This window comes from Streptomyces sp. NPDC041940, from assembly GCF_055589465.1.
On the sequence record NZ_JBVJBP010000007.1, the window covers coordinates 216,362 to 238,704 of the forward strand.

Here is a 22,343-nt window from a genome sequence, read left to right on the forward strand (position 1 = left end):
GGGCACCTAGGCCCGCAACACCTTCGCCCAGTCAACCGGCACCCGCCCCGCGGGACCCGGCGTCGGCTGATCCGCGGGATGACTCCCCGGCGGAGCCAACTCGGGCCCGGCCTCGTACAGCTCGTTCGCCGAGTAGTCCCAGTACCAGTTCTCACCGGGCTCGAAGCTCTGCACCAAGGGATGCCCGGTGGCCCGGAAATGCCCCGTCGCGTGCTGCGCGGGCGAACTGTCACAGCACCCCACGTGCCCGCACTGCGCACACCGCCGCAGATGGAACCACCACCCGCCACCCGCATCGCACTCGACGCACCCGTTGCCGCTCGGCGGCACGCCCGGGTCGATCCCGCTGTCACCACTGTCGCCACTCATGAAGGCTCCTCCTCGACCGATGTAAGCGGAAGCAGCACCTGGAACCGTGTGTCCCCCGGCTCCGACTCCACCTGAATGCTCCCGTGGTGCTTGTTGACCACGATCCGCCAGGAGATGTCGAGCCCGAGCCCGGTCCCCTCACCCACGGGCTTCGTCGTGAAGAAGGGATCGAAGATCCGCCCCCGGTCCTCCGCCGGAATGCCGACGCCCGTGTCCCGGAACTCCACCAGCAGCCGGTCGTGGTCCGGAGCCGTCCGCACGGTCAACGTCCCCTCGCCGCCCGCGCTGTTGATGGCCGACACCGCGTTGTCGATGAGATTCGTCCACACCTGGTTGAGCTCGGCCGGGTACGCGGGGATCCTCGGCAGCGTCCGGTCGTACTCCTTGACGACCTTGATCCGCTTGCCGGTCTTCGCCGACAGCATCAGCAGGGTGGAGTCGAGGAGTTCGTGCACATCGGCGTTCTGGAAGGGCGCGCGGTCGAGCTGCGAGTACTGCTTCGCCGCGTCGACGAGATGCGAGATGCGGGTGGTCGAATCGTTGATCTCGTCCATCAGCAGCTCGGTCTCGACGGTGTAGTTGAGCCACCCGATGGCGCTCGGCAGGATATCCTCGTCCACGGCCGCCGCGACCTGGTCCAGCCAGTCCACGTCGAGACCGGCCTGGACGAAGGTGGGCGCGATCCGCCAGCCGTCCGGTATGCCCTGGTCGTCGAGCCAGTCGCTGAGCGCGTCCTCCCGGTCGGAGGCCTCCAGCGGACTCAGCGTGGGGGCCTTGGCGACCCGCTCGGCGGTGCGCTCCTGGAGGTCGATGAGGTTCGCCATGACCTCGGGGGAGTACGAACCCTGCGCGATGATCGCCAGCTTGTGCCGCATCTTGCCGACCCGCTCCCGCAGGGTCGCGGTGGCCCGTACGGCCGCCGCCGCTGGGTTGTTGAGTTCGTGGGTGAGCCCCGCGGACAGCGAGCCCAGCGCCAGCAGCCGTTCGCGCTGCCCGATGGCCCGCTGGGTGCTCTTCGAACCGAAGAACAGCCCCTCCAGCAGATGCACCGCCATCGGGAACCACTCCTGCATGATGTCCGCGAACGTGTCGGCGGGCAGCACGAAGAACCGCGTCGGCTCGGTGACGCGCATGGAGTTGTTGTAGACCTGCCGCACCCGGTCGCCCAGATACGCCTGCATGGACCCGGCGTACACCCCGCGCTGGGAGGTCCGGGTCACCTCCACGTCGTCCCCGCCGACCCGGCGGTACAGCACGACCGTGCCCTCGAGCATCACGTAGAAGCAGGTGGCGGGCTCTCCCTCGGTGTACACCGGACCGGGCTCGAACCGCTCCACCCGCCCCTCGCCGCACAGCCTGCCGAGCTGCTCGGGCGTGAGCTTCTCGAACAGGAACAGCGCCCCGATCTCCTGGGGGCTGCACGGCATCGACCGCCCGCTCATGACTGCTCCAGATACCGGTGGACGAGCATCACGGCCATGGCTCCCTCTCCGACGGCGGACGCGACGCGCTTGGCGGACTCGGCACGGGCGTCGCCCGCCACGAACACGCCGGGCACGTTCGTCTCCAGGTGGTACGGCGGCCGGTCCAGCTCCCAGCTCTCCGGCGGACGGCCGTCGGAGGTCAGATCGGGCCCGGCGAGGATGAATCCGCGCTCGTCCCGCAGCACCGTGCCGTCCAGCCACCCGGTCAGCGGGGCCGCTCCGATGAACACGAACACCCACTGCGCGTCGACCTGTTCGGTGTGCCCGCTGTCCACGTCGCGCAGGGTCAGCCGTTCCAGGTGGCCGTCGCCGTGCGCCGCCTCGACGACCGTGCGGGAGCGCACCTGGATGTTGGGCGCCTCGTCTATCTGCTGGATGAGGTAGTGCGACATCGAGGCCGACAGCGACGGGCCGCGCACCAGCAGCGTCACCGACTTGGCGCCCCGGGACAGGTACATCGCCGCCTGCCCGGCGGAGTTGGCGCCGCCCACGATGTACACGTCCTGCCCCTGGCAGGAGGGGGCCTCCGTGAGGGCCGACCCGTAGAACACCCCGCACCCGGTCAGGTCGTCGCAGCCGGGCGCGGCCAGCTGCCGGTAGGACACGCCGGTCGCCAGGATCACGCTGTGCGCGGCGACCGCAGAGCCGTCGGAGAACCGTACGATCCGGGCGGCGCCGTTGACCTCCAGCGCCGTCACCTCACGCGCGGTGAGGATCTCGGCGCCGAACTTCGCCGCCTGCCGCCGAGCCCGGTCGGTGAGCTGCCCGCCCGACACACCGTCGGGGAAGCCCAGATAGTTCTCGATGCGCGAACTCTGACCCGCCTGGCCACCGGTCGCCGACCGCTCCACCAGCACGGTGCGCAGCCCCTCGGAGGCGCCGTAGACGGCGGCGCCGAGCCCGGCCGGTCCGCCGCCGATCACGACCAGGTCGTAGAAGTCGGCCGTCGGCGTCGTCGCGAGTCCGACCCGGGCGGCGAGGTCGACGGCCTCCGGTTCGACCAGGGGCGTCCCGTCCGGCGTGATCACCACCGGCAGCCGCATCCCGTCCGCGCCGGCCGCGGCCAGCAGCCGCCGCCCCTCCGGCTCCTCGGCGGAGTACCAGCGGTACGGCACCTGGTTGCGGGCCAGGAACTCCCGTACGTCCGAGGACCGCGACGACCAGCGGTGCCCCACGACCTTGGTGCTGGGCACCGGCCTGAAGTCGCTGTTCCGCCACGCCTGGAGCAGGTCGTCCACGACCGGGTAGAGCTTCTCCTCGGGCGGGTCCCACGGCTTGAGGAGGTAGTGGTCGAGGTCGACGACGTTGATCGCGTCGATCGCCGCGTTGGTGTCCGCGTACGCCGTCAGCAGCACCCGCCGCGCGCCCGGGTACACGTCCAGGGCCTGTTCGAGGAACTCGATGCCGTTCATCTGCGGCATCCGGTAGTCGGCCAGGATCACCGCCACGAGATCGCCGCGTAGCTTCAGCTCCCGCAACGCGTCGAGCGCGGACTCGCCGGACTCCGCGCGCACGATCCGGTACGACGCGCCGTACCGCCGCCGCAGATCCCGGGCCACGGCCCGGGAGACCCCCGGGTCGTCGTCCACGGTCATGATGACGGTCCGCGCCGCGTCGGCGGCCTGTGCCATACGTCCCCCACACCGGGCGGTCGACTACCGGCACGGAGCCCCGGGGCACCGCACCGACCTTCGCCCATCGTATGTTCGATCGCCGCGCCGCGCTCCGATACCGAGATCAGCTTCGGACGCCTCGGCTCACCGACGGGGGGTAGTGAAGACTGAGCAGCACGCCGTGACGTTCCACAGGGAGGCAGCCGGATGACACGCCCGATCACCGCAGGGGTCGACGGATCGCGGGAGAGCGTCGCCGCTCTGTCCTGGGCGGCCCGGGAGGCAGTGCGGCGCGGGCTGGCACTTCGGGTGGTGCACGCCTGGCGGCCCCAGCCGCAGGAGGCGCCCGAGGCGCGGATCGCCGGGGACGCCGACCGCCAGGCGGAGTGGGTGCGCAACGCGGTGACCGAGGCCGTCGGGACCGTCACCGAACGGCACCCGGACCTCGACGTCAGCACCGACATCGTGGAGGGGCCGGCCGTCGACACCCTGCTCGCCGCCGCTGCCGGCGCCGAGTCGCTGGTGCTGGGCTCGCGCGGGCACGGGCCGATCGTCGGATTCCTGCTCGGCTCGGTCGGCCAGCAGGTCATCGCCGGGGCCGCCCGGCCCGTCGTGCTCGTCCGGGCCGGCGACGAGCCCTCGGCCGAGGCCGCCGGGCGCGAGATCGTCGTGGGCCAGCAGGGCGATCCGGAGGACAGCGCCGACGCGCTGCGGTTCGCCTTCGAGACGGCGGCCGCGCGCGGGGCGACCGTGCGGGTCGTACGGGCCTGGACCCTGCCGCCCGTGTTCGCCTACAGCCCGGGCTCGCTGAAGCTCCTCGACGAGGCCGGGGGACTGGAGCCGTACGAGAAGAAGAGCCTGGACGCGGCGGTCCGGCCGTGGCGGGAGCGCTTCCCCGAGGTGCCGGTGACGGAGCACGTGGAGATGGGCAGCGCCGGCCAGGTCCTGCTGTCGGTGGCGGGGACGGCCCAGCTGATGGTGGTGGGCCGCCGGGCGCACCGTACGGCCGTCGGCGCCCGGATCGGCTCGGTGGCGCACGGGGTGCTGCACCACGCGGGCTGCCCGGTCGCCGTGGTGCCGCACGCCTGACGCGGCCGCGGCGGCTCAGTCCGCGGTCGGCTGCAGGGTCTTGCGGGCCTTGGGCAGGATGTTCTGGATGTAGTCCTCGACCGCGGTCTCGATGCCGATGTCGTGCTGGGCCCGCTCGGACATGTACCAGCGGTGTTCGAGGAGCTGGTGGTAGATCTCCGCCGGGTCCACGGCGCCGCGCAGCTCGGGCGGCACGGCCCGCACGGTCGGCCGGAACACCTCCCGAACCCAGCGGTGGGCGAGCACCTCCGGGCGCGCGCCCAGGGGGTCGCCCGGCGCGTAGTCGTCCTGGGTCGCCATCCAGCTCTCCAGGTCGTTCAGCAGCCGCCGGGCCTGGTTCTCCTCCGTGTCGAGGCCGGTCAGGCGCAGCAACTGCCGCTGGTGATGGCCGGCGTCGACGACCTTGGGCACGAAGCTGACCGTGTCACCGTTCGAGGCGTGCTCGATCTGCATCTCCGCGACGTCGAAGCCGAGTTCGTTCAGGCGGCGGATCCGCCGCTCGATGTGCTGGTACTTGCCGGCCGGGTAGACGGACGTGCGGGTCAGCTCGTCCCACAGGCCGCGGTAGCGGGCACAGATCTCCATGCCGAACTCGATGGGGTCCACGGACGGGTGCAGCGCCCCGGACGCCTCCAGGTCCAGCAGCTCCCCGCTGATGTTCACCCGGGCGAGGTCCAGGTCGTACTCGCGCTGTCCGACGCTGAGCTGCGGATGCAGGTCACCGGTCTCGGCGTCCACCAGGTAGGCGGCGTAGGCACCCGCGTCCCGCCGGAAGAGGGTGTTGGACAGCGAGCAGTCACCCCAGGCGAACCCGGCCAGGTGCAGCCGCACCAGCAGCACGGCGAGCGCGTCCATCAGCCGGTGCATGGTGGCCGGGCGCATGGTCGTCTCGAACATCGAGCGATACGGCATCGAGCCGCCCAGGTGCCGGGTGACCAGGACGCTCTCCAGCGGGGCGCCGTCCGCGGCGGTGCGGCCGGTCACCACGGCCAGGGGGTCCACCGACGGGATGCCGAGCCGGTCCAGGTCGCGCAGCATGTCGTACTCGCGCTGCGCGGGCCGCGCGGCCAGTTCCTTGACGGCGATCACCTCGTCGCCGGCCCGGGAGTAGCGCACCACGTGCCGGGAGATACCGCGCGGCAGGGGCACGAGGTACTCCTCCGGCCACTCCTCCAGGGGCACGTCCCACGGCAGTTCCAGCAAGAGCGCGGGGTGCTCCGGGTTGGTCGCGCTGATCTGCAGTGCCATGGGCCGGGTGTCCTTGTCTCGCCGCCGATCGTCACATCAGATTAGAGGGCGTGCTCGCGGGCCCGCAGAGCGGCGTCCCGCACCGGACCGCGATGGACCGGACCGTGCCCCGGCAGCAGCAGCTCGCCCTCCAGTTCCGCGAGCAGGTCCAGGGAGGCCACGGCACGCGGGCGCTCGTGGTGGAACATGTCCGGCAGCAGCTGCGGTCCCTCGATCCGCGAGGTGGGGTGCCCGCTGACCAGGGCGTCGCCGGAGATCAGCACGCCGGTCCCCGGCACGTGGTAGGCGCAGTGCCCGTCGGTGTGGCCCGGCGTGTGCACCGGTACGGGCCGTCCCGGCAGGTCCAGGGCACCCGCCGTCGGGAACGGCTCGGGGGCCGTGACCGGGTTGTGCGTCGTGCCGCCGGAGCGCAGCGCGTGCACCACCCACGGCAGCACACCCGGCCGCCAGGCGTTCCCCAGCACCGTCCCGACGGACACCTGGTGCAGGAACTCCCGGCGCGCGTGCGGCACTTCGGCCTCGTGCAGATAGACGGGCGTGCCGTACGTGGCGCGCAGGTACTCGGCGGAACCCAGATGGTCGTTGTGCGCGTGCGTGATCAGCACCGCCGCGACCGCCTCCGGGGAGCCGCCCACCTCCGCGAGCGAGGCGAGGACCTGCTCCCGGTCCCCGGGGTAGCCGGTGTCGACCAGTGTGACGGCGTCCCCCTCCGTGAGGATCACCCAGTTGGTGTTGGAGCCGTGCACCAGATAGGTGCCGTCCGCGACTTGCCGTACGTCTGCCCGCATGATCGCCCCGCGTTGTGTGGTCCCAGCCCGACGAGAGAAGGAAACCAGACCCCGCCGTAGGCGGAATCGCCGGGTCCGCCTCAAGGGGCCCGCGCGACAGGGCGGTTCGGGCTGCCTCAGTGCACGCCGTGCGGGCGGAACTGGACGCTGACGCGCGGCCCCGTCGCCCGGGTGCTCTTGGGGACGGAGTGTTCCCAGGTGCGCTGGCAGGAGCCGCCCATCACGACCAGGTCGCCGTGGCCCAGCGGGCGGCGCACGGTGTCGCGGCCACCGCGCATCGGGCGCAGCAGCAGGTCCCGGGGTGCTCCCACCGACAGGATGGCGACCATCGTGTCCTCGCGGGCGCCGCGTCCGATCCGGTCGCCGTGCCAGGCCACGCTGTCCCGGCCGTCGCGGTAGTAGCAGAGCCCGGCCGTGGTGAACGGCTCGCCGAGTTCGCCGGCGTAGTGGGCGGACAGGGCGTCCCGCGCCTCGTCCAGTACCGGGTGCGGCAGCGGGTCGTCCGCGCCGTAGAACGCGAGCAGCCGGGGGACGTCGACGACGTGGTCGTACATCGTGCGCCGCTCCGCCCGCCACGGCACCTCGGCGGCCAGCTGTTCGAACAGGTCGTCGGAACCGCTGAGCCATGCGGGCAGGACGTCGAGCCAGGCGCCGAAACCGAGGTCGGTCCGGCTGATCCCGTCGAGAGGACCGAGGCGCAGCTCGTCGGTCTGGTCGAAGAGGGAGCCCTGGAGGTGCATGAGCCCAGCCTACTCCGTAATCGAAAGTATGTTCCATCTCGTCGGAGAGGGCTTCCGTGCGCGAGGCTTTCGATACATCGGTGTATCGAATACAGTCATGTATCGAAAGGAGGCCGGACATGGCCGTGGAGGGGACGACGGGGCGCGTGACCAGGCGCCGGGTGCGCACGCGGGCCAAGCTCCTTGACGCGGCGTTCTCGGTGTTCGCGGCCAAGGGCTTCGGGCACGTCTCCATCGAGGAGGTCTGCGAGGCCGCCGGCTACAGCCGAGGCGCCTTCTACTCCAACTTCTCCAGCCTCGACGAGCTGTTCTTCGCCCTCTACCGCGAGCGTGCCGACCTGATCGCCGAACAGGTGTCGGGCGCCCTCGCCCTCGACGGACCCGGCCTCGACGTGCCGGCCGCCGTGGACCGCGTCACCGACGTGCTGCTCCTCGACCGGGACTGGCTCCTGGTGAAGACGGACTTCCTCGTGCACGCGGCCCGCGACCCGGACGTGGCGCGCAGCCTGCTGGAACACCGCGCACGGCTGCGGCAGGCGATCGCCGACCGGCTCGGCCGGGCCCGCGGGCACACCGCACTGCCCGCCGTGCTGGGCGACACGGACGGCGCGGCCCGTGCCGTGGTCGCGGCGTACGACGGCGTCACGACGCAACTGCTGCTGGACCGGGACGTCGAGCACGCCCGCGTCTGGCTGAAGCAACTGCTCACGGCCCTGCTGACCGACGGCAGCGGCACCCCCGATCAGAACTGAGGAAGGGAACGGTCGCCATGGATGCCGACGCCATCGTCGTAGGAGCGGGCCTCGCCGGCCTGGTCGCGGCTCACGAGCTGACCAGCAAGGGCCGCAAGGTCGCCCTCGTCGACCAGGAGAACGCCGCCAACCTCGGGGGCCAGGCCTTCTGGTCCTTCGGCGGGCTGTTCCTCGTCGACTCGCCGCAGCAGCGGCGCCTGGGCATCAAGGACTCCTTCGACCTCGCCTGGAGCGACTGGCGCGGCAGCGCCGGCTTCGACCGGCTGGAGGACGAGGACTCCTGGGCCGTGCGCTGGGCGCGCGCCTACGTCGAGTTCGCCGCCGGGGAGAAGCGGTCCTGGCTGGACGGACACGGCATCACGTTCCTGCCCACCGTCGGCTGGGCCGAGCGCGGCGACCTCACGGCGCACGGGCACGGCAACACCGTGCCCCGCTTCCACATCGCCTGGGGCACCGGCACCGGCGTGGTCGAACCGTTCGTGCGCTACGCCCAGCAGGCCGCGCGCGACGGCCTGCTCACCTTCCACCACCGTCACCGCGTCGACGCACTGGTCGTCGAAGGCGGCACCGCCCAGGGCGTGCGCGGCACGGTCCTGGCCGACGACTCCTCACCCCGCGGCGTCGCCTCCAACCGCGACCCGGCCGGCGAGTTCGAACTCACCGCCCAGGCCGTCATCGTCACCAGCGGCGGCATCGGCGCGAACCACGACATCGTCCGCCGCCACTGGCCCGAGCGCCTCGGCACCCCGCCGCGGGAGATGGTCACCGGCGTGCCCGCCTACGTCGACGGGCGGATGCTCGACATCAGCGCCGAGGCGGGTGTACGGCTGGTCAACCGCGACCGCATGTGGCACTACACCGAGGGTTTGCGGAACTGGGACCCGATCTGGCCCGGCCACGGCATCCGCATCCTGCCCGGGCCGTCCTCGATGTGGTTCGACGCCCTCGGCCGGCGCCTGCCCGGGCCGTACCTGCCCGGCTACGACACCCTCGGCACCCTGAAGCATCTGCGCACCACCGAGGACATCGCCGGATACGACCACTCCTGGTTCATCCTCACCCAGAAGATCATCGAGAAGGAGTTCGCGCTCTCGGGCTCCGAGCAGAACCCCGACATCACCGCCAAGGACCGCGCCGGGTTCCTCAAGGAACGCATCCTCGGCAAGGGCGCGCCCGGACCGGTCGACGCGTTCCTGCGCAAGGGCGCCGACTTCGTGACCGCGCCCAGCATCGAACAACTCGTCGCGAGGATGAACGACCTCACCGACAAGCCGCTCCTCGACACGGCCGGGATCAAGCGCCAGATCGAGGCACGCGACCTGCAGATCGCCAACCCCTACGCCAAGGACGCCCAGGTGCAGGGCATCCGCAACGCCCGCCGCTACATCGGCGACCGCCTCGGCCGGGTCGCCACCCCGCACCGCATCCTCGACCCGGCGGCCGGCCCCCTGATCGGCGTCAAGCTGCACATCCTCACCCGCAAGACCCTCGGAGGCATCCAGACCGACCTCGACTCCCGTGCCCTCGGGGCCGACGGCAAACCGGTGGAGGGGCTGTACGCGGCCGGCGAGGTCGCCGGATTCGGCGGCGGCGGGGTCCACGGCTACAACGCGCTGGAGGGCACCTTCCTCGGCGGCTGCCTCTTCTCAGGGCGGGCCGCGGGCCGGGCGGCGGCGAAGCAGACCGCCTGACCGGCTCGGGCCCGCCTCCTCAGCCTTCGAGGAGGCGGGCCAGCACCGTCGCGTGGCTCCGCTCCGGCGTCTTGGACGCGGTCAGCAACGTCACGTCACCCGCACGGACCAGGTCCCGCACATGGCCGAGGAGTTCGGCGGCCTCGTCGCCGGCGAGCTCCGCCTCGTACCGCCCGGCGAACTCTTCGTAGGAGGCCTCGCCCGTGTGGTACCAGCGGCGCAGCTCCGTCGACGGGGTGATCGCCTTCGGCCACTCGTCCACCCGGGCCGCGTCCTTCGACAGTCCGCGCGGCCACAGCCGGTCGACCAGGACGCGCGTCCCGTCGTCCGGCTCCGGCGGATCGTAGACACGGCGGACGCGCACGCTCATGGCCGGCCCCTTCTGTGACGGACGGGTCTGCCGCGAGCGTAACCCCGGCCGTACCGAACGGCCGGTGGACGGACGTCAGCCGGAGCGGCGCCGGGCTGCCGCGCGCCGCTTCAGCGCACGCCGTTCCGTCTCGCTGGTGCCGCCCCACACACCGATGGACTGCCCCGTGTCCATGGCCCATTGCAGGCACTCGTCCTGGACGGGGCAGCGCCGGCACACCGACTTGGCCTGCTCCGTCTGCAGCAGGGCCGGGCCCGTGGTGCCGATCGGGAAGAAGAGCTCGGGGTCCTCGTGCCGGCAGGCAGCGTGGTCTCGCCAGTTGTCCATCGAAGTCACCTGCATCACAGTAGAAACGTGCCCGTTCGGATGCTTACTCCTTTTCGGGTGGCCTGTCGATGCCTCGTGAAACAAAATCCCCCGGACACGGGTCCCTCACCGGTCACTGCTCGCGCAGGCCCCAGGGCGAGCCGTAGGCCGTCAGCAGGTCCAGGAACGGGCCGGCCGGGAAGGCCTCCGGGCCGAGCACGCCCGTGCCGGACCAGGCGCCGGTGGCGAGGAGTTCGAGCGCGACGACCGGGTTGACGGCGGTCTGCCACACCACGGCCTGGCTGCCGTACTCCTTCATCGACCACTGGTTGTCGACCACGTGGTACAGGTACACCTCGCGCGGCTTCCCGTCCTTGACGCCCCGCACCCAGGTGCCCGCACACGTCTTGCCGTGCATCCGCTCGCCCAGGGTCGCCGGGTCGGGCAGGCACGCGGCGACCACGTCCCGGGGCGAGACCGCCACCGGCCCGTCCGGCCCCGGCACGGTCACCGGGTCGGTGCGGTCCAGACCCAGCAGGTGCAGTGTCTTCAGTGTCTCGACGAACTCCCGGCCCAGGCCGTACTTGAAGGTGACCCGGTGTGCGTCGACCCAGCGCGGGACGAGCAGCACCTCCTCGTGCTCCACGTTGACGCACTCGACCGGACCGATGCCCTCGGGGAAGTCGAAGACCTCGGGCTCACTGAAGGGTGCGGTGGTGAACCAGCCCCGGTCGCTCTCGTAGACGACCGGGGGATTGAGGCATTCCTCGATGGTGGTCCAGATGCTGAACGAGGGCGCGAAGTCGTAGCCGTCGACGGTCAGATTCGCGCCGTCGCGGATGCCGATCTCCTCGATCTCGTCGAAGAGTTCGTCGGCGGCGTACCGCGCGAAGACGTCCGACAGGCCCGGCTCCACCCCCATGCCGACGAGGGCCAGCACCCCCTCCTTCTCCCATTCGGCCGCCTGCGCGAACTGCTCGTCGCCGAGCTTCACCCCGCACTCCGCGTACGGCCGGTCCCCGTGCGGGTGGGACAGCGACATCGCCATGTCGAGATAGGTGGCGCCCGCGGCCCGGGCCGCGCGGAACAGGGGCATCACGAAGCGGGGGTCGGTGGCGTTGAGCAGGACGTCGCAGCGGTGCCGTGCCAGCAGACCGGCCACCGCCGGCTCGTCGCCGGCGTCCACCTGCTCGGCGGTGAACCGCGAGTCGCCGCCGAGCGCGGCGACCGCCGCCTCAGCCCGGGCCGGTGCGTAGTCGGCCACCACCATCGCCTCGAAGAAGGGTCGCCGGGCCGCGATACGGGTGATCGCGCCGCCCACACCGCCGGCGCCCACGAGCAGTACACGCATGACAGAAACTCCCTTTTCGCGAAGAACGTGGCGGGCCCTTGAGGAGATGAAACGCCGCCCCGTGTCTTAAGGTCAATGGCGTTGGCATAAGGCTCCGAGGGAGGGAACCGTCGTGCCGAAGCCCGTGGTGCCCGAGGAGAAACGCCGTCGGCGCAGGCCCACCAAGAGCGGCACCGTGCTGTCCGAGGAGCTGATCGTCGAGACGGCGCTGCGCATGCTGCACGAACACGGCAGCGCGGGACTGACCGCCCGCAGGATCGGCCTGGCCCTGGACGCCGACCCGAGCACGCTCTACCGGTACTTCCGGGGCATGGACGACCTGACGCTCGCCATCGGCGACGCGCTGATCGGGCAGGCGCTCGGCGGCTGGACGCCCACGGGGGAGTGGCGGGCGGACCTGCGGGCCGTCGGGCTGCGCATCCACGCCGCGTACGTGGCGCATCCGCAGGCGGCCGTGCTCACCGCCAGCCGCGTCTCCGGCCGGGCCCACGAACTCGCCGCCGACGAGGCGGTCCTGGACGTCCTGCGCACGGCGGGCTTCCCCCTGCCGGACGCGGTGCGGGTCTACCACGCCTTCGTCGACACCACCCTGGCCTTCGCCGCGCTCGACGCCGCCTCGCTGGCGCTGCCCACCGCCTCACTGCACGCCGACGAGGAGATGTGGCGCTCGACGTACGCCCGCCTGCCCGCCACCACCCATCCCCGCATCGCGGAAGCGGCACCCCTGCTCGCCACCCGCATGCTGACCAGCGCCTATCCGACCGCCCTTGACATGCTGCTGCACAGTGCGGCGGCGCAGTTGGAGAGCATGGGGGACTAGGACGGCACGCCTCAGGTGCGCAGCGCCTCCGCGGCGGTCGCCGTCACCGTCTCCGCGACCTGCGCCAGCGCCGGGGAGTCGAGCTTCCACTGCTGCCAGTACAGAGGAACGTCGACCGTCCGGCCCGGGGCGAGTGCCACGAGCCGGCCGGTGCGCAGCAGGGGATCAGCCTGGGCCTCGGGCACCAGACCCCAGCCCAGTCCGGCGGCCACGGCGTCGACGAATCCCTCCGACGTCGGTACGTGGTGCCGCAGCGCGCTCGCCCCGCTCCGCCCCCGGGTGAGCCGGCGGACGAAGCCGTCCTGGAAGTCGTCCCTGCGGTCGAAGCACACGACAGGCACGTCGAGAAGCACCTGCTCCAGCGCGCGTCCGTCGACGTGGCGTGCGGCGAAGTCCGGCGCGGCCACCGGGAGGTAGCGCATCCGCCCCAGGGACCGCACCGAGCAGCCCGGCACCGCGTCCGGTGACGAGGTCACCGCGGCCATCACCACCCCCTCCCGCAGCAGCGCCGCCGTGTGGTCCTCGTCCTCGCGGCGCAGCTCGAAGTAGAGCCGCAGCTCCTCCGGCACGCGTGTGAGCACCCCGAGGAACCAGGTGGCCAGCGAGTCCGCGTTCACCGCCACCGACACCCGGGTCGGCTCGCCCGTACCGCTCAGGCCCAGCTCCGCGTACGCGTCGCGCTCCAGCCGCGCCACCTGGCGGGCCAGCCGCACCAGTACCTCGCCCGACTCGGTGGGCCGCACCGGCTTGGTCCGCAGCAGCAGGACCCGCCCCGTGCGCTGCTCCAGCGCCTTCACACGCTGGCTGATCGCCGACGGCGTCACATGCAGCGCGGCCGCCGCCGCGTCGAAGGTGCCCTCGTCCACGACCGCGAGCAGGGTCCGCACCTGGTCCAGAGGCAGGTCCGCCATCCCGGAAGTCATCACGTGAGCTAATGATACGTAAGAATCTTTAGCTGTACCCAGCCCGGGTCCATCCGTAGCGTCGAGGTCATGACCAGCACCTTCACCGCCGCAGCCGCGGGGTTCGGCACCGGACTGTCCCTCATCGTCGCCATCGGCGCGCAGAACGCCTTCGTTCTGCGCCAGGGGATCCGCCGCCACTCCGTCCTCGCCGTCGTCGGCATCTGCGCCCTGTCCGACGCGGCCCTCATCACACTCGGGGTCGGCGGCGTCGGCGCGGTGGTGGTGCGGTGGCCTGGCGCGCTGACAGCGGTCGGCTGGATCGGCGGCGCGTTCCTGCTCTGCTACGGCGCCCTGGCCGCACGCCGGGTGATCCGGCCGGACGGCGGCGCGCTGCGGGCGGACGGGGAGGCGGCCGGGTCACGCCGCCGGGCCGTGCTCACCTGCCTGGCGATGACCTGGCTCAACCCGCACGTCTACCTCGACACCGTGTTCCTGCTGGGCTCCGTCGCCGCCGACCAGGGCCCGCTGCGCTGGACGTTCGGCCTCGGCGCCGTGCTGGCCAGCCTGTGCTGGTTCACCGCCCTCGGCTTCGGCGCCCGGCTGCTCGGCCGTCACCTCGCCAAGCCCGCCGCCTGGCGCGTCATGGACGGCCTGGTCGCCGCCACCATGATCGTGCTCGGTGTCGCGCTCATCGCCGGAAGCTGAGACCTCGACCCCGGGGCGCTCGGCGGCCGGTGGGATAGTGATCCCCGGCCCGGTAGATGTAGCGAGCATCCAGGAAGCGGCGAGTGGACACGAGCGAGAGCGGGACCAAAGAGCAGGATCCGGCGCCGGAGGCACCCCGGCGCCGCGGCTGGCGCCGCTGGACGATGGACACCCGCCCCCTGCGCCGGCCCGCCTACCGGCGGTTGTGGGGCTCGACGATCGTCACGGCCGTCGGCAGCCAGCTCACCGCCGTCGCCGTGCCCAAGCAGATCTACGACATCACCGGCTCCTCGGCCTGGGTGGGCGCGGCGAGCCTGGCGGGCCTCGTGCCCCTGATCGTGTTCGCGCTGTGGGGCGGGGCGATCGCCGACAGCATGGACCGGCGCAAGCTGCTGCTGATCACCAACAGCGGCATCGCCGTCACCTCGCTGCTGTTCTGGCTCCAGGCCTTCGCCGGCCTGGAGTCGGTCGCCGCGCTCATGGTGCTGCTCGCGATGCAGCAGGCCTTCTGGGGCCTGAACGCACCGGCCCGCACCGCCTCCATCGCCCGCCTGGTCCCCGAGGACGAACTGCCCGCGGCGGGCGCCCTCGGCTCGACCGTGATGCAGACCGGCCAGGTGGCGGGCCCGCTGCTCGCCGGTGCCCTCATCCCCGTGATCGGCCTGCCCGAGCTCTATCTGATCGACGCCCTGGCCCTGTGCGTCACGGTGTGGGCGGTGTACCGGCTGCCGTCGCTGCCGCCCCTGTCCGGCACGGGAAAACGCCGCGCGGGCGTACGGGAGATCGCCGCCGGCTTCCGCTACATCTCCGGGCACACCGTGCTGTTGCTGTCGTTCCTCGCCGACATCATCGCCATGGTCCTCGGCATGCCGCGCGCCCTGTTCCCCCAGCTCGCCGCCCAGACCTACGCTCCCTACGGCGAAGGGCTCGCGCTGGGCCTGCTGTTCGCGGCGATCCCCATCGGAGCCGTGCTCGGCGGCCTGTTGTCCGGCACCTTCTCCCGGGCGCGACGGCACGGCTGGATGGTCATCGGGGCGGTGGTCGCATGGGGTGTGGCCATCGCCGGCTTCGGACTGAGCGGCAGCCTGTGGGTGGGCGTGGCGTTCCTCGCCGTGGCCGGTGTGGCCGACATGGTCTCGATGGTCTTCAGGGGCGCGATCCTGCTGTCCGCCGCCACCGACGAGATGCGCGGGCGCATGCAGGGCGTCTTCACCGTGGTCGTGGCGGGCGGCCCACGCCTCGCCGACGTACTGCACGGCACGGCGGGCTCCGCCTTCGGCCCCCGCACCGCCGTCACGGGCGGCGGCCTGCTGGTCGTCGCCGTGATGCTGGCCCTGGCCGCCGCGGTCCCGGCGCTGCGCCGCTACCGCGTCTGACGTCTCACAGGGCTCCTCGCCGGTGCAGTGTGTACTGCTCCATCAGCTTGCCCCGGGTCATCTCCAGCCGGTGCGCGAGCACCTCGGCGACCGACCGGACCAGCAGCAGTCCCAGCTTGGAATCCTCCTCGCACAGCTCCAGCACGGCCGCCGCGTCGAACTCGTAGGCCCGTACGGGACTGAACGCCACCGAGCCGAAGTCCCAGGTGTGCGGCGGGAACAGCCAGGACCAGCCGAGCAGGTCGCCCGCGCCGAGGCTGGCCACGGTCACCCGTTGCAGGGAGTTGACCTCCTGGTCCAGGGAGACCGCGCCGGAGCGGATGACCCAGAAGCGATCGGCCGCGCCGCCCGCCTCGAAGATCCGGGTGTCCTCGGCGAAGGACACCTCCCGCGCGAGCGTCATCAGACGTTGCCGCTGGGGCGGAGGCAGGGCGGTCAGGAGTTTGATCGCTTTGGTCATGACGCGGAGCTCCTCGCCGGGCGGTCGACTTCCGGTGCTTTCTCCCTACGCCCATTTCAGCCGCTGGCGGGGTCTCGGGCACCTCGGCGTGCACAACTTTCTCCGGGCATGAAAAAGCCCTGGCTGGACGGGGGAGACCAGCCAGGGCCGTTAGCGGTGATGCACGGAGGACCACGGGTTCGACTCCGGCACCACGTATGAATGAACGATAAACCATCCATGGGCCGGCTGTGCACCCCGGAGCGGGGCGGGTGACCCGTTTCACCTTCCGTGCCGGGCCCCGGTCAGTCCTCCGGACTGTGTTTGCCCGGCGTCAGGATCTCGTCCAGCACCCGGACCACCGCCTCGTAGGACATCCCTCGCACGGTCGCGTCCCTGGCCCCCTTCGGGTCGGTCGCGACCAGTTCCTCGCTTCTGGCACGCCAAGTCCGCTCCTCCCGTACCGCGCAGGTCCTCGCGCGCCGGATGCGCCGCAGCAGTTCGTCCGAGTCCACCACATCGGTCATGCACCCCGCCTACCCACGCATCGCGCCGAGATGGCACCGACCGGCGGCCGTTCGGGGGCTTTTCGACAGGAGGAGGCGGACCGGAGGTTTGCAGGTGCGGGGAGAGGTCAGCCGAAGAGAAGAGGACCGCGGCGCTCGCGAGGTGCGCGCCCCGAACGCCGCGGCAGGCTGAAGGAAGCAGCGGGCACCGTGAGCCCCAGGCGTGCCCGTGCGGGTGGCCATGGAACGCGGGCCGGACCCGGCTTCCCGTCTTCACCGACCAGGGAGCTGCAGGATGTGCGACGAGCACATGATCGAATCCGTATTCGGGCCGCTCGGCGCGGACCGGGCCCGGCCGTACAAACCCGCCGAGGCGCGCCGGGCCGTGGAGCGAGCCGTGGCCGAACGCTGCCGCGACACCCACACCCCGTGCGACGCGGACGCCCTGTCCGACGCGCTGCTCGTCGTCTCGGAACTGACGACCAACGCGATCCTGCACGGCGGCGGCGTCACCGACTTCCGGGTCGACGTCGACGGCCCTGGCGTGCGAGTCTCGGTGAGCGACCGCAGTGACGCACTGCCCGTCACCGCGCCCCCGACCGATCCGCACGGACGGCTGCGGCACGGGGGCCACGGCTGGCCCATCGTGTGCCGGCTCTCCCGTGACGTCCGCGTCGCGGACCTGCCCGCCGGCGGCAAGTGCATCACCGCCGTCGTACCCCTCGCCTGAGACCCGGGTGCCGGCTCCCGGGCAGATTGCACAGCAAAGTGGAGTTTGTTCCACCGGGGGCAGGGCAGTCGCAACCTCGTGCTTCGGACCGGAGGCGCGCCGGCGGGAGCGGTATGACTGCCCCGGAGGCCCTCCAGGCGATCCGGGCGGCGACCTTCCCGCGGTAGACCCTGAAATCACCGTTGTCAGGAGCGAATCCGCATGCTCATCGACACGCCCACGAACCGCCCCGGCACGCCCGGAACGACGACCACCGCCGCCCGGCGGCGGCACGACGACGCCCCGGACACCGCGGCCCTCTTCACCCGGATGGCGGAACTGGAGGAGGGGCCCGAGCGGGAGGCCGTCCGGGACGAGCTCGTCGCGCTCTGGCTGCCCATGGCCCACCGCATCGCCGGCCGCTTCCGCGACCGCGGAGAGTCGCTGGAGGATCTGAAGCAGGTCGCGGCTCTCGGGCTGGTCAAGGCCGTCGACCGCTTCGACCCGAGCCGGGGAGCCTTCGAGAGCTACGCCGTCCCCACCATCACCGGCGAGGTCAAGCGGCACTTCCGGGACCGGATGTGGGCCCTGCGGGTCCCCCGCCGGGTTCAGGAACTGCGCAACAAGGTGCGGGTGGCACGCCGTGAACTCACCCAGAACCCGGGCAGCCCCGAGCCCTCCGTGGCCGACCTCGCCGCCCGCACCGGCCTGACCGAGGAAGAGGTCGGCGCCGGGCTCGAAGCGCTGGAGAGCTTCAGCACCCTGTCGCTGGACGCCGAGCTCTCGGCCGACGACGACGGCTACAGCCTCGCGGACACCCTCGGCGCGGCGGACGCCTCCTACGACGTCGTGGTCGACCGCGAGTCCGCCAAGGAAGGCCTGCGCCGGCTGCCGGAACGCGAACGGGCCATTCTCTACATGCGCTTCTTCGAGGACATGACGCAAAGCCGCATCGCCGACCACCTCGGCATATCGCAGATGCACGTCTCCCGGCTCATCAGCCGCAGTTGCGCCCGCGTGCGCGACGAGGCCCTGGGGCAGCGGACGGGCGCCCAGGACAGCGGCGGCACCTCCACGACGGCCTGACCGACCGACCCACGAGGAGCGAGAACCACATGCTGAGACCCCATCCCGCGGTGCTGCGCCGCCTCGTCGACGAGTACGAGGCACTGTTATCGGCCGCAGGGGCCGCAGGCGCACCGGCGGAGCCCGGTCAGCGGGCACGCGACCTGGCGTACACGCTGTGTGTGTCCACCGGCACCCGTGACATCGGGAGCGCCCTGGAAGCCGCACACCGGTGGCTCGCGACCGCACCCGCACCGCCCCGGGAGACCGCTGCCCTGGTCACCTGACCACGGGCGGAACAGGGGCCCGGCCGACGGCATCAGCCGCGGCCGGGCCCTTTCGCGTACCCGCCACGGCCGGGCACTCCCGGGCGGCCAGGCCGGAATGCGCTGGTCCGGGGGCCGGCCGGGTGTGTGGCCGCCGTGCCGGGGCATCCGGAACGCCGGGAGGCTGACATGAACACAAGTGCGCTGGCACAGACCGGACGGTTCCGAGCCCGACGGGCGGCACGGGGTTCGGTGACCGAGGGGGCGGCACGGGCGGGATTCGCCGCCCGGGGCGTGATCTATCTGCTGGTCGGCGCGCTGGCGCTGCAGATCGCCTTCGGTGACACCAAGGAGCAGGCCGACCGCGGGGGAGCCCTGGCGGCGATCTCGCAGAAGCCGTTCGGAGCGGTACTGCTCTGGGCCCTGGGCATCGGGCTGGTCGGCATGGCCCTGTGGCGGCTGTCCGAGGTGTTCTTCGGCTCCGTCGGACAGGACGGCCGCAGCGCCCGCAAGCGGCTGATGGCAGCGGTCCGCTGCGTGTTCTACGCCTTCGTCGCCTACTCCGTGCTGTCCTTCGCGGCCAGCCGTGACCAGAGCGGCGGCGGCTCCAGCGACCAGCAGTCCCGGGACGCCACCGCCAGGGCACTGGAGGTACCCGGCGGGCAGTGGCTGGTCGGCGCGGCGGGGCTCGCGGTCGTCGCCGCGGGCGGATGGATCGGCGTACGGGCGGTCCTGCGCAAGTACCACGACAAGCTCCGGCTCGGGCAGATGGGCCCCCGCACCCGGCGGCTGGTGGACGTCACCGGCGTGGCCGGCGGCGCCGCGCGCGGGCTGGTCTTCGCCGTGGCGGGTGTCTTCGCCGTCCGCGCCGCGATCGACTACGAACCCGACAAGGCCAAGGGCCTGGACGACACCCTGCGCACCTTCGCCGACACGCCCCTCGGCCCCTGGCTCCTGGTCTGCGTCGCGGCCGGGCTGGTGCTGTTCGGGGTGTTCTCCTTCGCGATGGCCCGCTGGCGACGCGTCTGAGCCGCGTCCCGCGGGGAACACGAAGCCAATGAGCGATTCCGAGATTCCGCATGGCGACGACCGGCCCGTGGACATGTACCTGGACCTCCTGCGCATCCGGATGGACACCGAGGACTACCGCCTTCTGATGCGCGTGGTGGAACCGGTCCTCGAGGCGATCGACGAGGAGCGCCTGTCCAGCCTCGACTTCGCGCTCGATTCAGGGGCCGGCGACGAACTGCCCCAAGAGGTGCGTGACGAGGTGGCCCTCGTCATCGCCACCGCCGTCACCGGCCGCCTGGACAACGAGGTGGTCGAACTCGACGTCGACGAGGCCGGCCCGGTCAGGATCGTCACGGACGCGACCACCGCGTCCGACCCCGACCGCCTCGGCGAGATAGCCGACTACATCAAGGAACGGCACAAGCAGACCGAGGAGCTCCGGGGCATCGCCGAGGTGAGCGGACTGCCCACGGACTTCTGAGCGGTACCCGCCTCAGCTCCGGGGTTCCGCCACCGGCACGCCGAGCGGCCGGGCCAGGCCCACCACGGCCTCGTCCAGTCGCTCCAGGTGCCGCAGCACGCGGTCGGTGATCCGGCCGTAGCGCGGTGTGCCGGCGTCGGACCCCAGCAGTGAGGCGATGCTCGGGCCGGTCTCGACCCGGGCCCCGGTGTGCTCGTCCTCGACCCGGGCCGCGATGGTCCCGATGTTGCGCACGGTACGCGCCGCGGCCCCGCGCAGCCGCGGGTCCGCCGCGATCGAGGGATGCGTGGGCAGCAGCTCGGCGGTCGCCGCCAGCGTCCGCGCGTGGTAGGCGCATGTCTCCAGCAGCGCCACCACGTAGCGGGCCGTGTGGCGCCGCGCCCGCAGCGGCGTGACCGGGTGGGTCAGCGGCTGTGTGGCGGCCCGCAGGTCGGCCAGCGCCTGGTCCAGGTCGCGCGCCTTGTCCAGCAGCTCGTCCGCGGGCCCGCCGCTGAGCTGCCCGACGGCGGCCTCGGTGACGTCGGCCAGCCGGTCGAGCACGGTGCCGAGCAACTCGTTCGTACGGCGGTCCGTCCGCACCGGCAGGACCAGCGCCGCCGCGAACACGCCGCACGCCGCGCCGAGGGCGGTCTCCTCCACCCGCAGCACGAGCACGTCGAGGCTGTAGGTGTGCAGCAGCGTGTACAGCAACCCCAGCATCGCCGTGACGAAGAACGACATCAGCGTGTACGACAACGGCGCCGAGTAGAACATCGCGAAGATCAGCACCAGTACCAGCGCGAACGCCGTCCAGGTGTTGTGCCCGACCAGGCCCGCCAGCACGATTCCGGCCACGACGCCGAACACCGTGCCGAGCAGCCGCCGGTAGCCCTTGACGAGGATCTCGCCCGTGGAGGCGGTGTTCAGGAAGACGATCCAGCAGGTCAGCACCGCCCAGTACCAGCGCTGCGTGGACAGCATCTCGCCGCCCACGATGGCCAGCGTCGAGCCGACGGCGACCTGCACGGCGGCGCGGGTGGTGGGTCGCCGCAGACCCGTCTCCTCCTCGGCGGCCGGTTCTTCGCCGCCGCCGTCGATCGCGGCGTCCTCGGCGTCCAGCTCCTCGCGGGAGCGGGCCGTGGCAGGGGTGTCGTCCGACTCGTCCTGCGGACCGTCCAGCGCGATCCGCAGCCCCATGACCGCGCGGGCCGCCTCGCCGATGCCCCGGAAGACGTCCTGGACGGCCGCGGGTGCGGGCGGCAGGTTCTCCTCGTCCCGGTAGCCGAGCAGCCGGTTGCGTAGGTGCGCCAGCGCCGTTCCCGTATCGCCGCTCCCGGCCCGCAGCACGAGGGTGCGCAGCGCCTGGAGATCCCGGCGGAGCGTGGCGGTGGCCTCGTCCGGCACCGCCGGCGCGCTCAGCGACGGCGCGGGCGCGCCCGGCAGGTGCAGGGTGAGCGTGTCGGCACGCTCGGCGCTGCGGGCGGTCAGCAACAGCAGACCGAGCCGCTCGGCGGCGATCTCCGCGTCCGCGACCCGGCGCTGCACCAGCCGCGCCACCGACTCGTCCGGGGTGCCCTCGTCCAGCTGCGCCTGGATCATCATGGCCGTCTCGTGCAGCCGCCCGGTGCCCTCGCGCACGGCGTCCAGGGCCTTGTCCATCTCGTCCCCGTCGGCGTCGAGGAGGTCGAGCTGCGCGGCCACCAGCTGGGCCAGCCGGGCGCGGAAGGCCAGCCGCAGCCGCATCAGGACGCCCGTCGGCGTCGCGGGCACCACCGCGAAGCGCAGCACGGCACTGGAACAGAACGCCACGGCCATCACGCCGCACAGCGCGGGCAGCGAGGAGACGGTGACGCCGACGAACAGGGACAGGAAGTAGATCTGGAAGCCGATCAGCCCCAGCGCGGTGCCGCGGTCGCCGAACCGGCGGCCGTAGACCGCGCAGAAGATCAGGACGACGAAGAAGATGTCACCGACGTAGAGACGCGCGTTGAGCACCGCGCCCAGGGACACGGAGGCCAGCGCCACCGGCAGGCCCAGCGCCAGCGTCACGGCCTGCGGGCCGAGCTGCTTCTCCCGGATGGCGAAGGTGGCGACCATCGCCGCCATGGCCCCGGCCACCAGCAGGTGCACATCGGCCCCGAACAGGCTGAGCACGGCCAGCGTGAGCGTGATGGCGCCGACCGTGCGCAACCCGGCCGTCAGGCGCAGCAGTCCGGGGTCGTTCGCCGCGATCCGGTCCCGCAGTCCTGTCCACACCGACCGTCCCGCTGCCCTCACGCC

24 protein-coding genes are annotated in these 22,343 nt (G+C 72.1%); 11 read left to right on the forward strand and 13 right to left on the reverse strand.

Annotated features, from left to right (window positions below):
- Positions 1-6 precede the first annotated feature (6 nt).
- Genes ACZ6I3_RS15245 through ACZ6I3_RS15255 form a run of 3 tightly spaced genes read right to left on the reverse strand, consistent with a single transcriptional unit; the run spans position 7 to position 3,484 of the window.
- Positions 7-369 (reverse strand): UBP-type zinc finger domain-containing protein, encoded by a 363-nt coding sequence (locus ACZ6I3_RS15245; protein WP_469414872.1) that lies wholly within the window; start codon positions 367-369, stop codon positions 7-9.
- Positions 366-1,811 carry an ATP-binding protein gene (locus tag ACZ6I3_RS15250; RefSeq protein ID WP_469414874.1) on the reverse strand — a complete coding sequence of 482 codons (1,446 nt, stop codon included), beginning with the start codon at positions 1,809-1,811 and terminating at the stop codon, positions 366-368. The genes ACZ6I3_RS15245 and ACZ6I3_RS15250 overlap by 4 nt, the downstream gene beginning before the upstream one ends.
- Entirely contained in the window at positions 1,808-3,484 is a 1,677-nt protein-coding gene (locus ACZ6I3_RS15255; RefSeq protein WP_469414876.1) for an NAD(P)/FAD-dependent oxidoreductase, read from the reverse strand. Before ACZ6I3_RS15255 ends, ACZ6I3_RS15250 begins: the two co-directional genes overlap by 4 nt.
- A 189-nt stretch (positions 3,485-3,673) precedes the next feature.
- Between ACZ6I3_RS15255 and ACZ6I3_RS15260 the strand changes: the two genes are divergently transcribed.
- A complete protein-coding gene (locus tag ACZ6I3_RS15260) occupies positions 3,674-4,555 on the forward strand; it encodes a universal stress protein (protein ID WP_469414878.1) in 882 nt (293 codons plus the stop codon).
- Between the two features lie 15 nt (positions 4,556-4,570).
- Here ACZ6I3_RS15260 and ACZ6I3_RS15265 read toward each other — a convergent pair whose 3' ends face one another.
- The 3 genes from ACZ6I3_RS15265 to ACZ6I3_RS15275 form a co-directional block, all read right to left on the reverse strand.
- Positions 4,571-5,803 carry a DUF4032 domain-containing protein gene (locus ACZ6I3_RS15265; RefSeq protein WP_469414879.1) on the reverse strand — a complete coding sequence of 411 codons (1,233 nt, stop codon included), beginning with the start codon at positions 5,801-5,803 and terminating at the stop codon, positions 4,571-4,573.
- Between the two features lie 41 nt (positions 5,804-5,844).
- Complete coding sequence (locus tag ACZ6I3_RS15270; protein ID WP_469414880.1) at positions 5,845-6,591, reverse strand: MBL fold metallo-hydrolase; 747 nt, start codon at positions 6,589-6,591, stop codon at positions 5,845-5,847.
- A 116-nt stretch (positions 6,592-6,707) separates the two neighbouring features.
- Positions 6,708-7,331 carry an alpha-ketoglutarate-dependent dioxygenase AlkB gene (locus ACZ6I3_RS15275; RefSeq protein ID WP_469414881.1) on the reverse strand — a complete coding sequence of 208 codons (624 nt, stop codon included), beginning with the start codon at positions 7,329-7,331 and terminating at the stop codon, positions 6,708-6,710.
- A 119-nt stretch (positions 7,332-7,450) separates the two neighbouring features.
- On the opposite strand from ACZ6I3_RS15275, the gene ACZ6I3_RS15280 reads away from it, so the two are divergent.
- Both ACZ6I3_RS15280 and ACZ6I3_RS15285 read left to right on the forward strand, forming a co-directional pair.
- Positions 7,451-8,083: a TetR/AcrR family transcriptional regulator gene (locus ACZ6I3_RS15280; protein ID WP_469414883.1), complete on the forward strand. Its 633-nt coding sequence runs from the start codon at positions 7,451-7,453 to the stop codon at positions 8,081-8,083.
- 17 nt (positions 8,084-8,100) lie between these two features.
- Positions 8,101-9,774, forward strand: coding sequence for an FAD-binding dehydrogenase (locus ACZ6I3_RS15285; RefSeq protein ID WP_469414884.1), 1,674 nt, complete (start codon positions 8,101-8,103; stop codon positions 9,772-9,774).
- Positions 9,775-9,793: 19 nt separating this feature from the next.
- On the opposite strand, the gene ACZ6I3_RS15290 is transcribed toward ACZ6I3_RS15285, so the two are convergent.
- The 3 genes from ACZ6I3_RS15290 to ACZ6I3_RS15300 form a co-directional block, all read right to left on the reverse strand.
- On the reverse strand, positions 9,794-10,144 hold the full coding sequence (locus ACZ6I3_RS15290; protein WP_469414885.1) for a DUF488 domain-containing protein: 351 nt from the start codon (positions 10,142-10,144) through the stop codon (positions 9,794-9,796).
- Positions 10,145-10,219: 75 nt separating this feature from the next.
- Positions 10,220-10,471 carry a WhiB family transcriptional regulator gene (locus tag ACZ6I3_RS15295; protein WP_193478998.1) on the reverse strand — a complete coding sequence of 84 codons (252 nt, stop codon included), beginning with the start codon at positions 10,469-10,471 and terminating at the stop codon, positions 10,220-10,222.
- 112 nt (positions 10,472-10,583) lie between these two features.
- A complete protein-coding gene (locus ACZ6I3_RS15300) occupies positions 10,584-11,801 on the reverse strand; it encodes a saccharopine dehydrogenase family protein (RefSeq protein ID WP_469414886.1) in 1,218 nt (405 codons plus the stop codon).
- Between the two features lie 112 nt (positions 11,802-11,913).
- Between ACZ6I3_RS15300 and ACZ6I3_RS15305 the strand changes: the two genes are divergently transcribed.
- Positions 11,914-12,621 carry a TetR/AcrR family transcriptional regulator gene (locus tag ACZ6I3_RS15305; RefSeq protein WP_469414887.1) on the forward strand — a complete coding sequence of 236 codons (708 nt, stop codon included), beginning with the start codon at positions 11,914-11,916 and terminating at the stop codon, positions 12,619-12,621.
- A gap of 11 nt (positions 12,622-12,632) precedes the next feature.
- On the opposite strand, the gene ACZ6I3_RS15310 is transcribed toward ACZ6I3_RS15305, so the two are convergent.
- Positions 12,633-13,532 carry a LysR family transcriptional regulator ArgP gene (locus ACZ6I3_RS15310; RefSeq protein WP_469414889.1) on the reverse strand — a complete coding sequence of 300 codons (900 nt, stop codon included), beginning with the start codon at positions 13,530-13,532 and terminating at the stop codon, positions 12,633-12,635.
- A gap of 81 nt (positions 13,533-13,613) precedes the next feature.
- Between ACZ6I3_RS15310 and ACZ6I3_RS15315 the strand changes: the two genes are divergently transcribed.
- Positions 13,614-14,231 carry a LysE/ArgO family amino acid transporter gene (locus ACZ6I3_RS15315; RefSeq protein WP_469414890.1) on the forward strand — a complete coding sequence of 206 codons (618 nt, stop codon included), beginning with the start codon at positions 13,614-13,616 and terminating at the stop codon, positions 14,229-14,231.
- Between the two features lie 83 nt (positions 14,232-14,314).
- On the forward strand, positions 14,315-15,607 hold the full coding sequence (locus ACZ6I3_RS15320) for an MFS transporter (RefSeq protein WP_469414891.1): 1,293 nt from the start codon (positions 14,315-14,317) through the stop codon (positions 15,605-15,607).
- A 4-nt stretch (positions 15,608-15,611) separates the two neighbouring features.
- On the opposite strand, the gene ACZ6I3_RS15325 is transcribed toward ACZ6I3_RS15320, so the two are convergent.
- Together ACZ6I3_RS15325 and ACZ6I3_RS15330 are read right to left on the reverse strand one after the other, a co-directional pair.
- Complete coding sequence (locus ACZ6I3_RS15325) at positions 15,612-16,067, reverse strand: cyclic nucleotide-binding domain-containing protein (RefSeq protein WP_469414893.1); 456 nt, start codon at positions 16,065-16,067, stop codon at positions 15,612-15,614.
- Between the two features lie 284 nt (positions 16,068-16,351).
- Positions 16,352-16,573: a hypothetical protein gene (locus ACZ6I3_RS15330; protein ID WP_469414895.1), complete on the reverse strand. Its 222-nt coding sequence runs from the start codon at positions 16,571-16,573 to the stop codon at positions 16,352-16,354.
- A gap of 274 nt (positions 16,574-16,847) precedes the next feature.
- On the opposite strand from ACZ6I3_RS15330, the gene ACZ6I3_RS15335 reads away from it, so the two are divergent.
- The 5 genes from ACZ6I3_RS15335 to ACZ6I3_RS15355 all read left to right on the forward strand — a co-directional run bounded on the left by ACZ6I3_RS15335 (position 16,848) and on the right by ACZ6I3_RS15355 (position 20,084).
- Positions 16,848-17,282: an ATP-binding protein gene (locus tag ACZ6I3_RS15335; RefSeq protein ID WP_469414897.1), complete on the forward strand. Its 435-nt coding sequence runs from the start codon at positions 16,848-16,850 to the stop codon at positions 17,280-17,282.
- A gap of 201 nt (positions 17,283-17,483) precedes the next feature.
- Positions 17,484-18,347, forward strand: a complete 864-nt coding sequence (locus ACZ6I3_RS15340; protein ID WP_469414898.1) for a SigB/SigF/SigG family RNA polymerase sigma factor — start codon at positions 17,484-17,486, stop codon at positions 18,345-18,347.
- A 29-nt stretch (positions 18,348-18,376) separates the two neighbouring features.
- The gene (locus tag ACZ6I3_RS15345) at positions 18,377-18,613 is read left to right on the forward strand and encodes a DUF5133 domain-containing protein (RefSeq protein WP_469414900.1); all 237 of its coding nucleotides are present in this window, start codon (positions 18,377-18,379) and stop codon (positions 18,611-18,613) included.
- Between the two features lie 168 nt (positions 18,614-18,781).
- Positions 18,782-19,621 (forward strand): DUF1206 domain-containing protein, encoded by an 840-nt coding sequence (locus ACZ6I3_RS15350; protein WP_469414902.1) that lies wholly within the window; start codon positions 18,782-18,784, stop codon positions 19,619-19,621.
- 28 nt (positions 19,622-19,649) lie between these two features.
- Positions 19,650-20,084 (forward strand): hypothetical protein, encoded by a 435-nt coding sequence (locus ACZ6I3_RS15355; RefSeq protein ID WP_391111676.1) that lies wholly within the window; start codon positions 19,650-19,652, stop codon positions 20,082-20,084.
- A 12-nt stretch (positions 20,085-20,096) separates the two neighbouring features.
- Here the strand turns inward: ACZ6I3_RS15355 and ACZ6I3_RS15360 are convergent, their stop codons facing one another.
- Positions 20,097-22,340, reverse strand: a complete 2,244-nt coding sequence (locus ACZ6I3_RS15360) for an FUSC family protein (RefSeq protein ID WP_469414903.1) — start codon at positions 22,338-22,340, stop codon at positions 20,097-20,099.
- Positions 22,341-22,343: the final 3 nt, after the last annotated feature.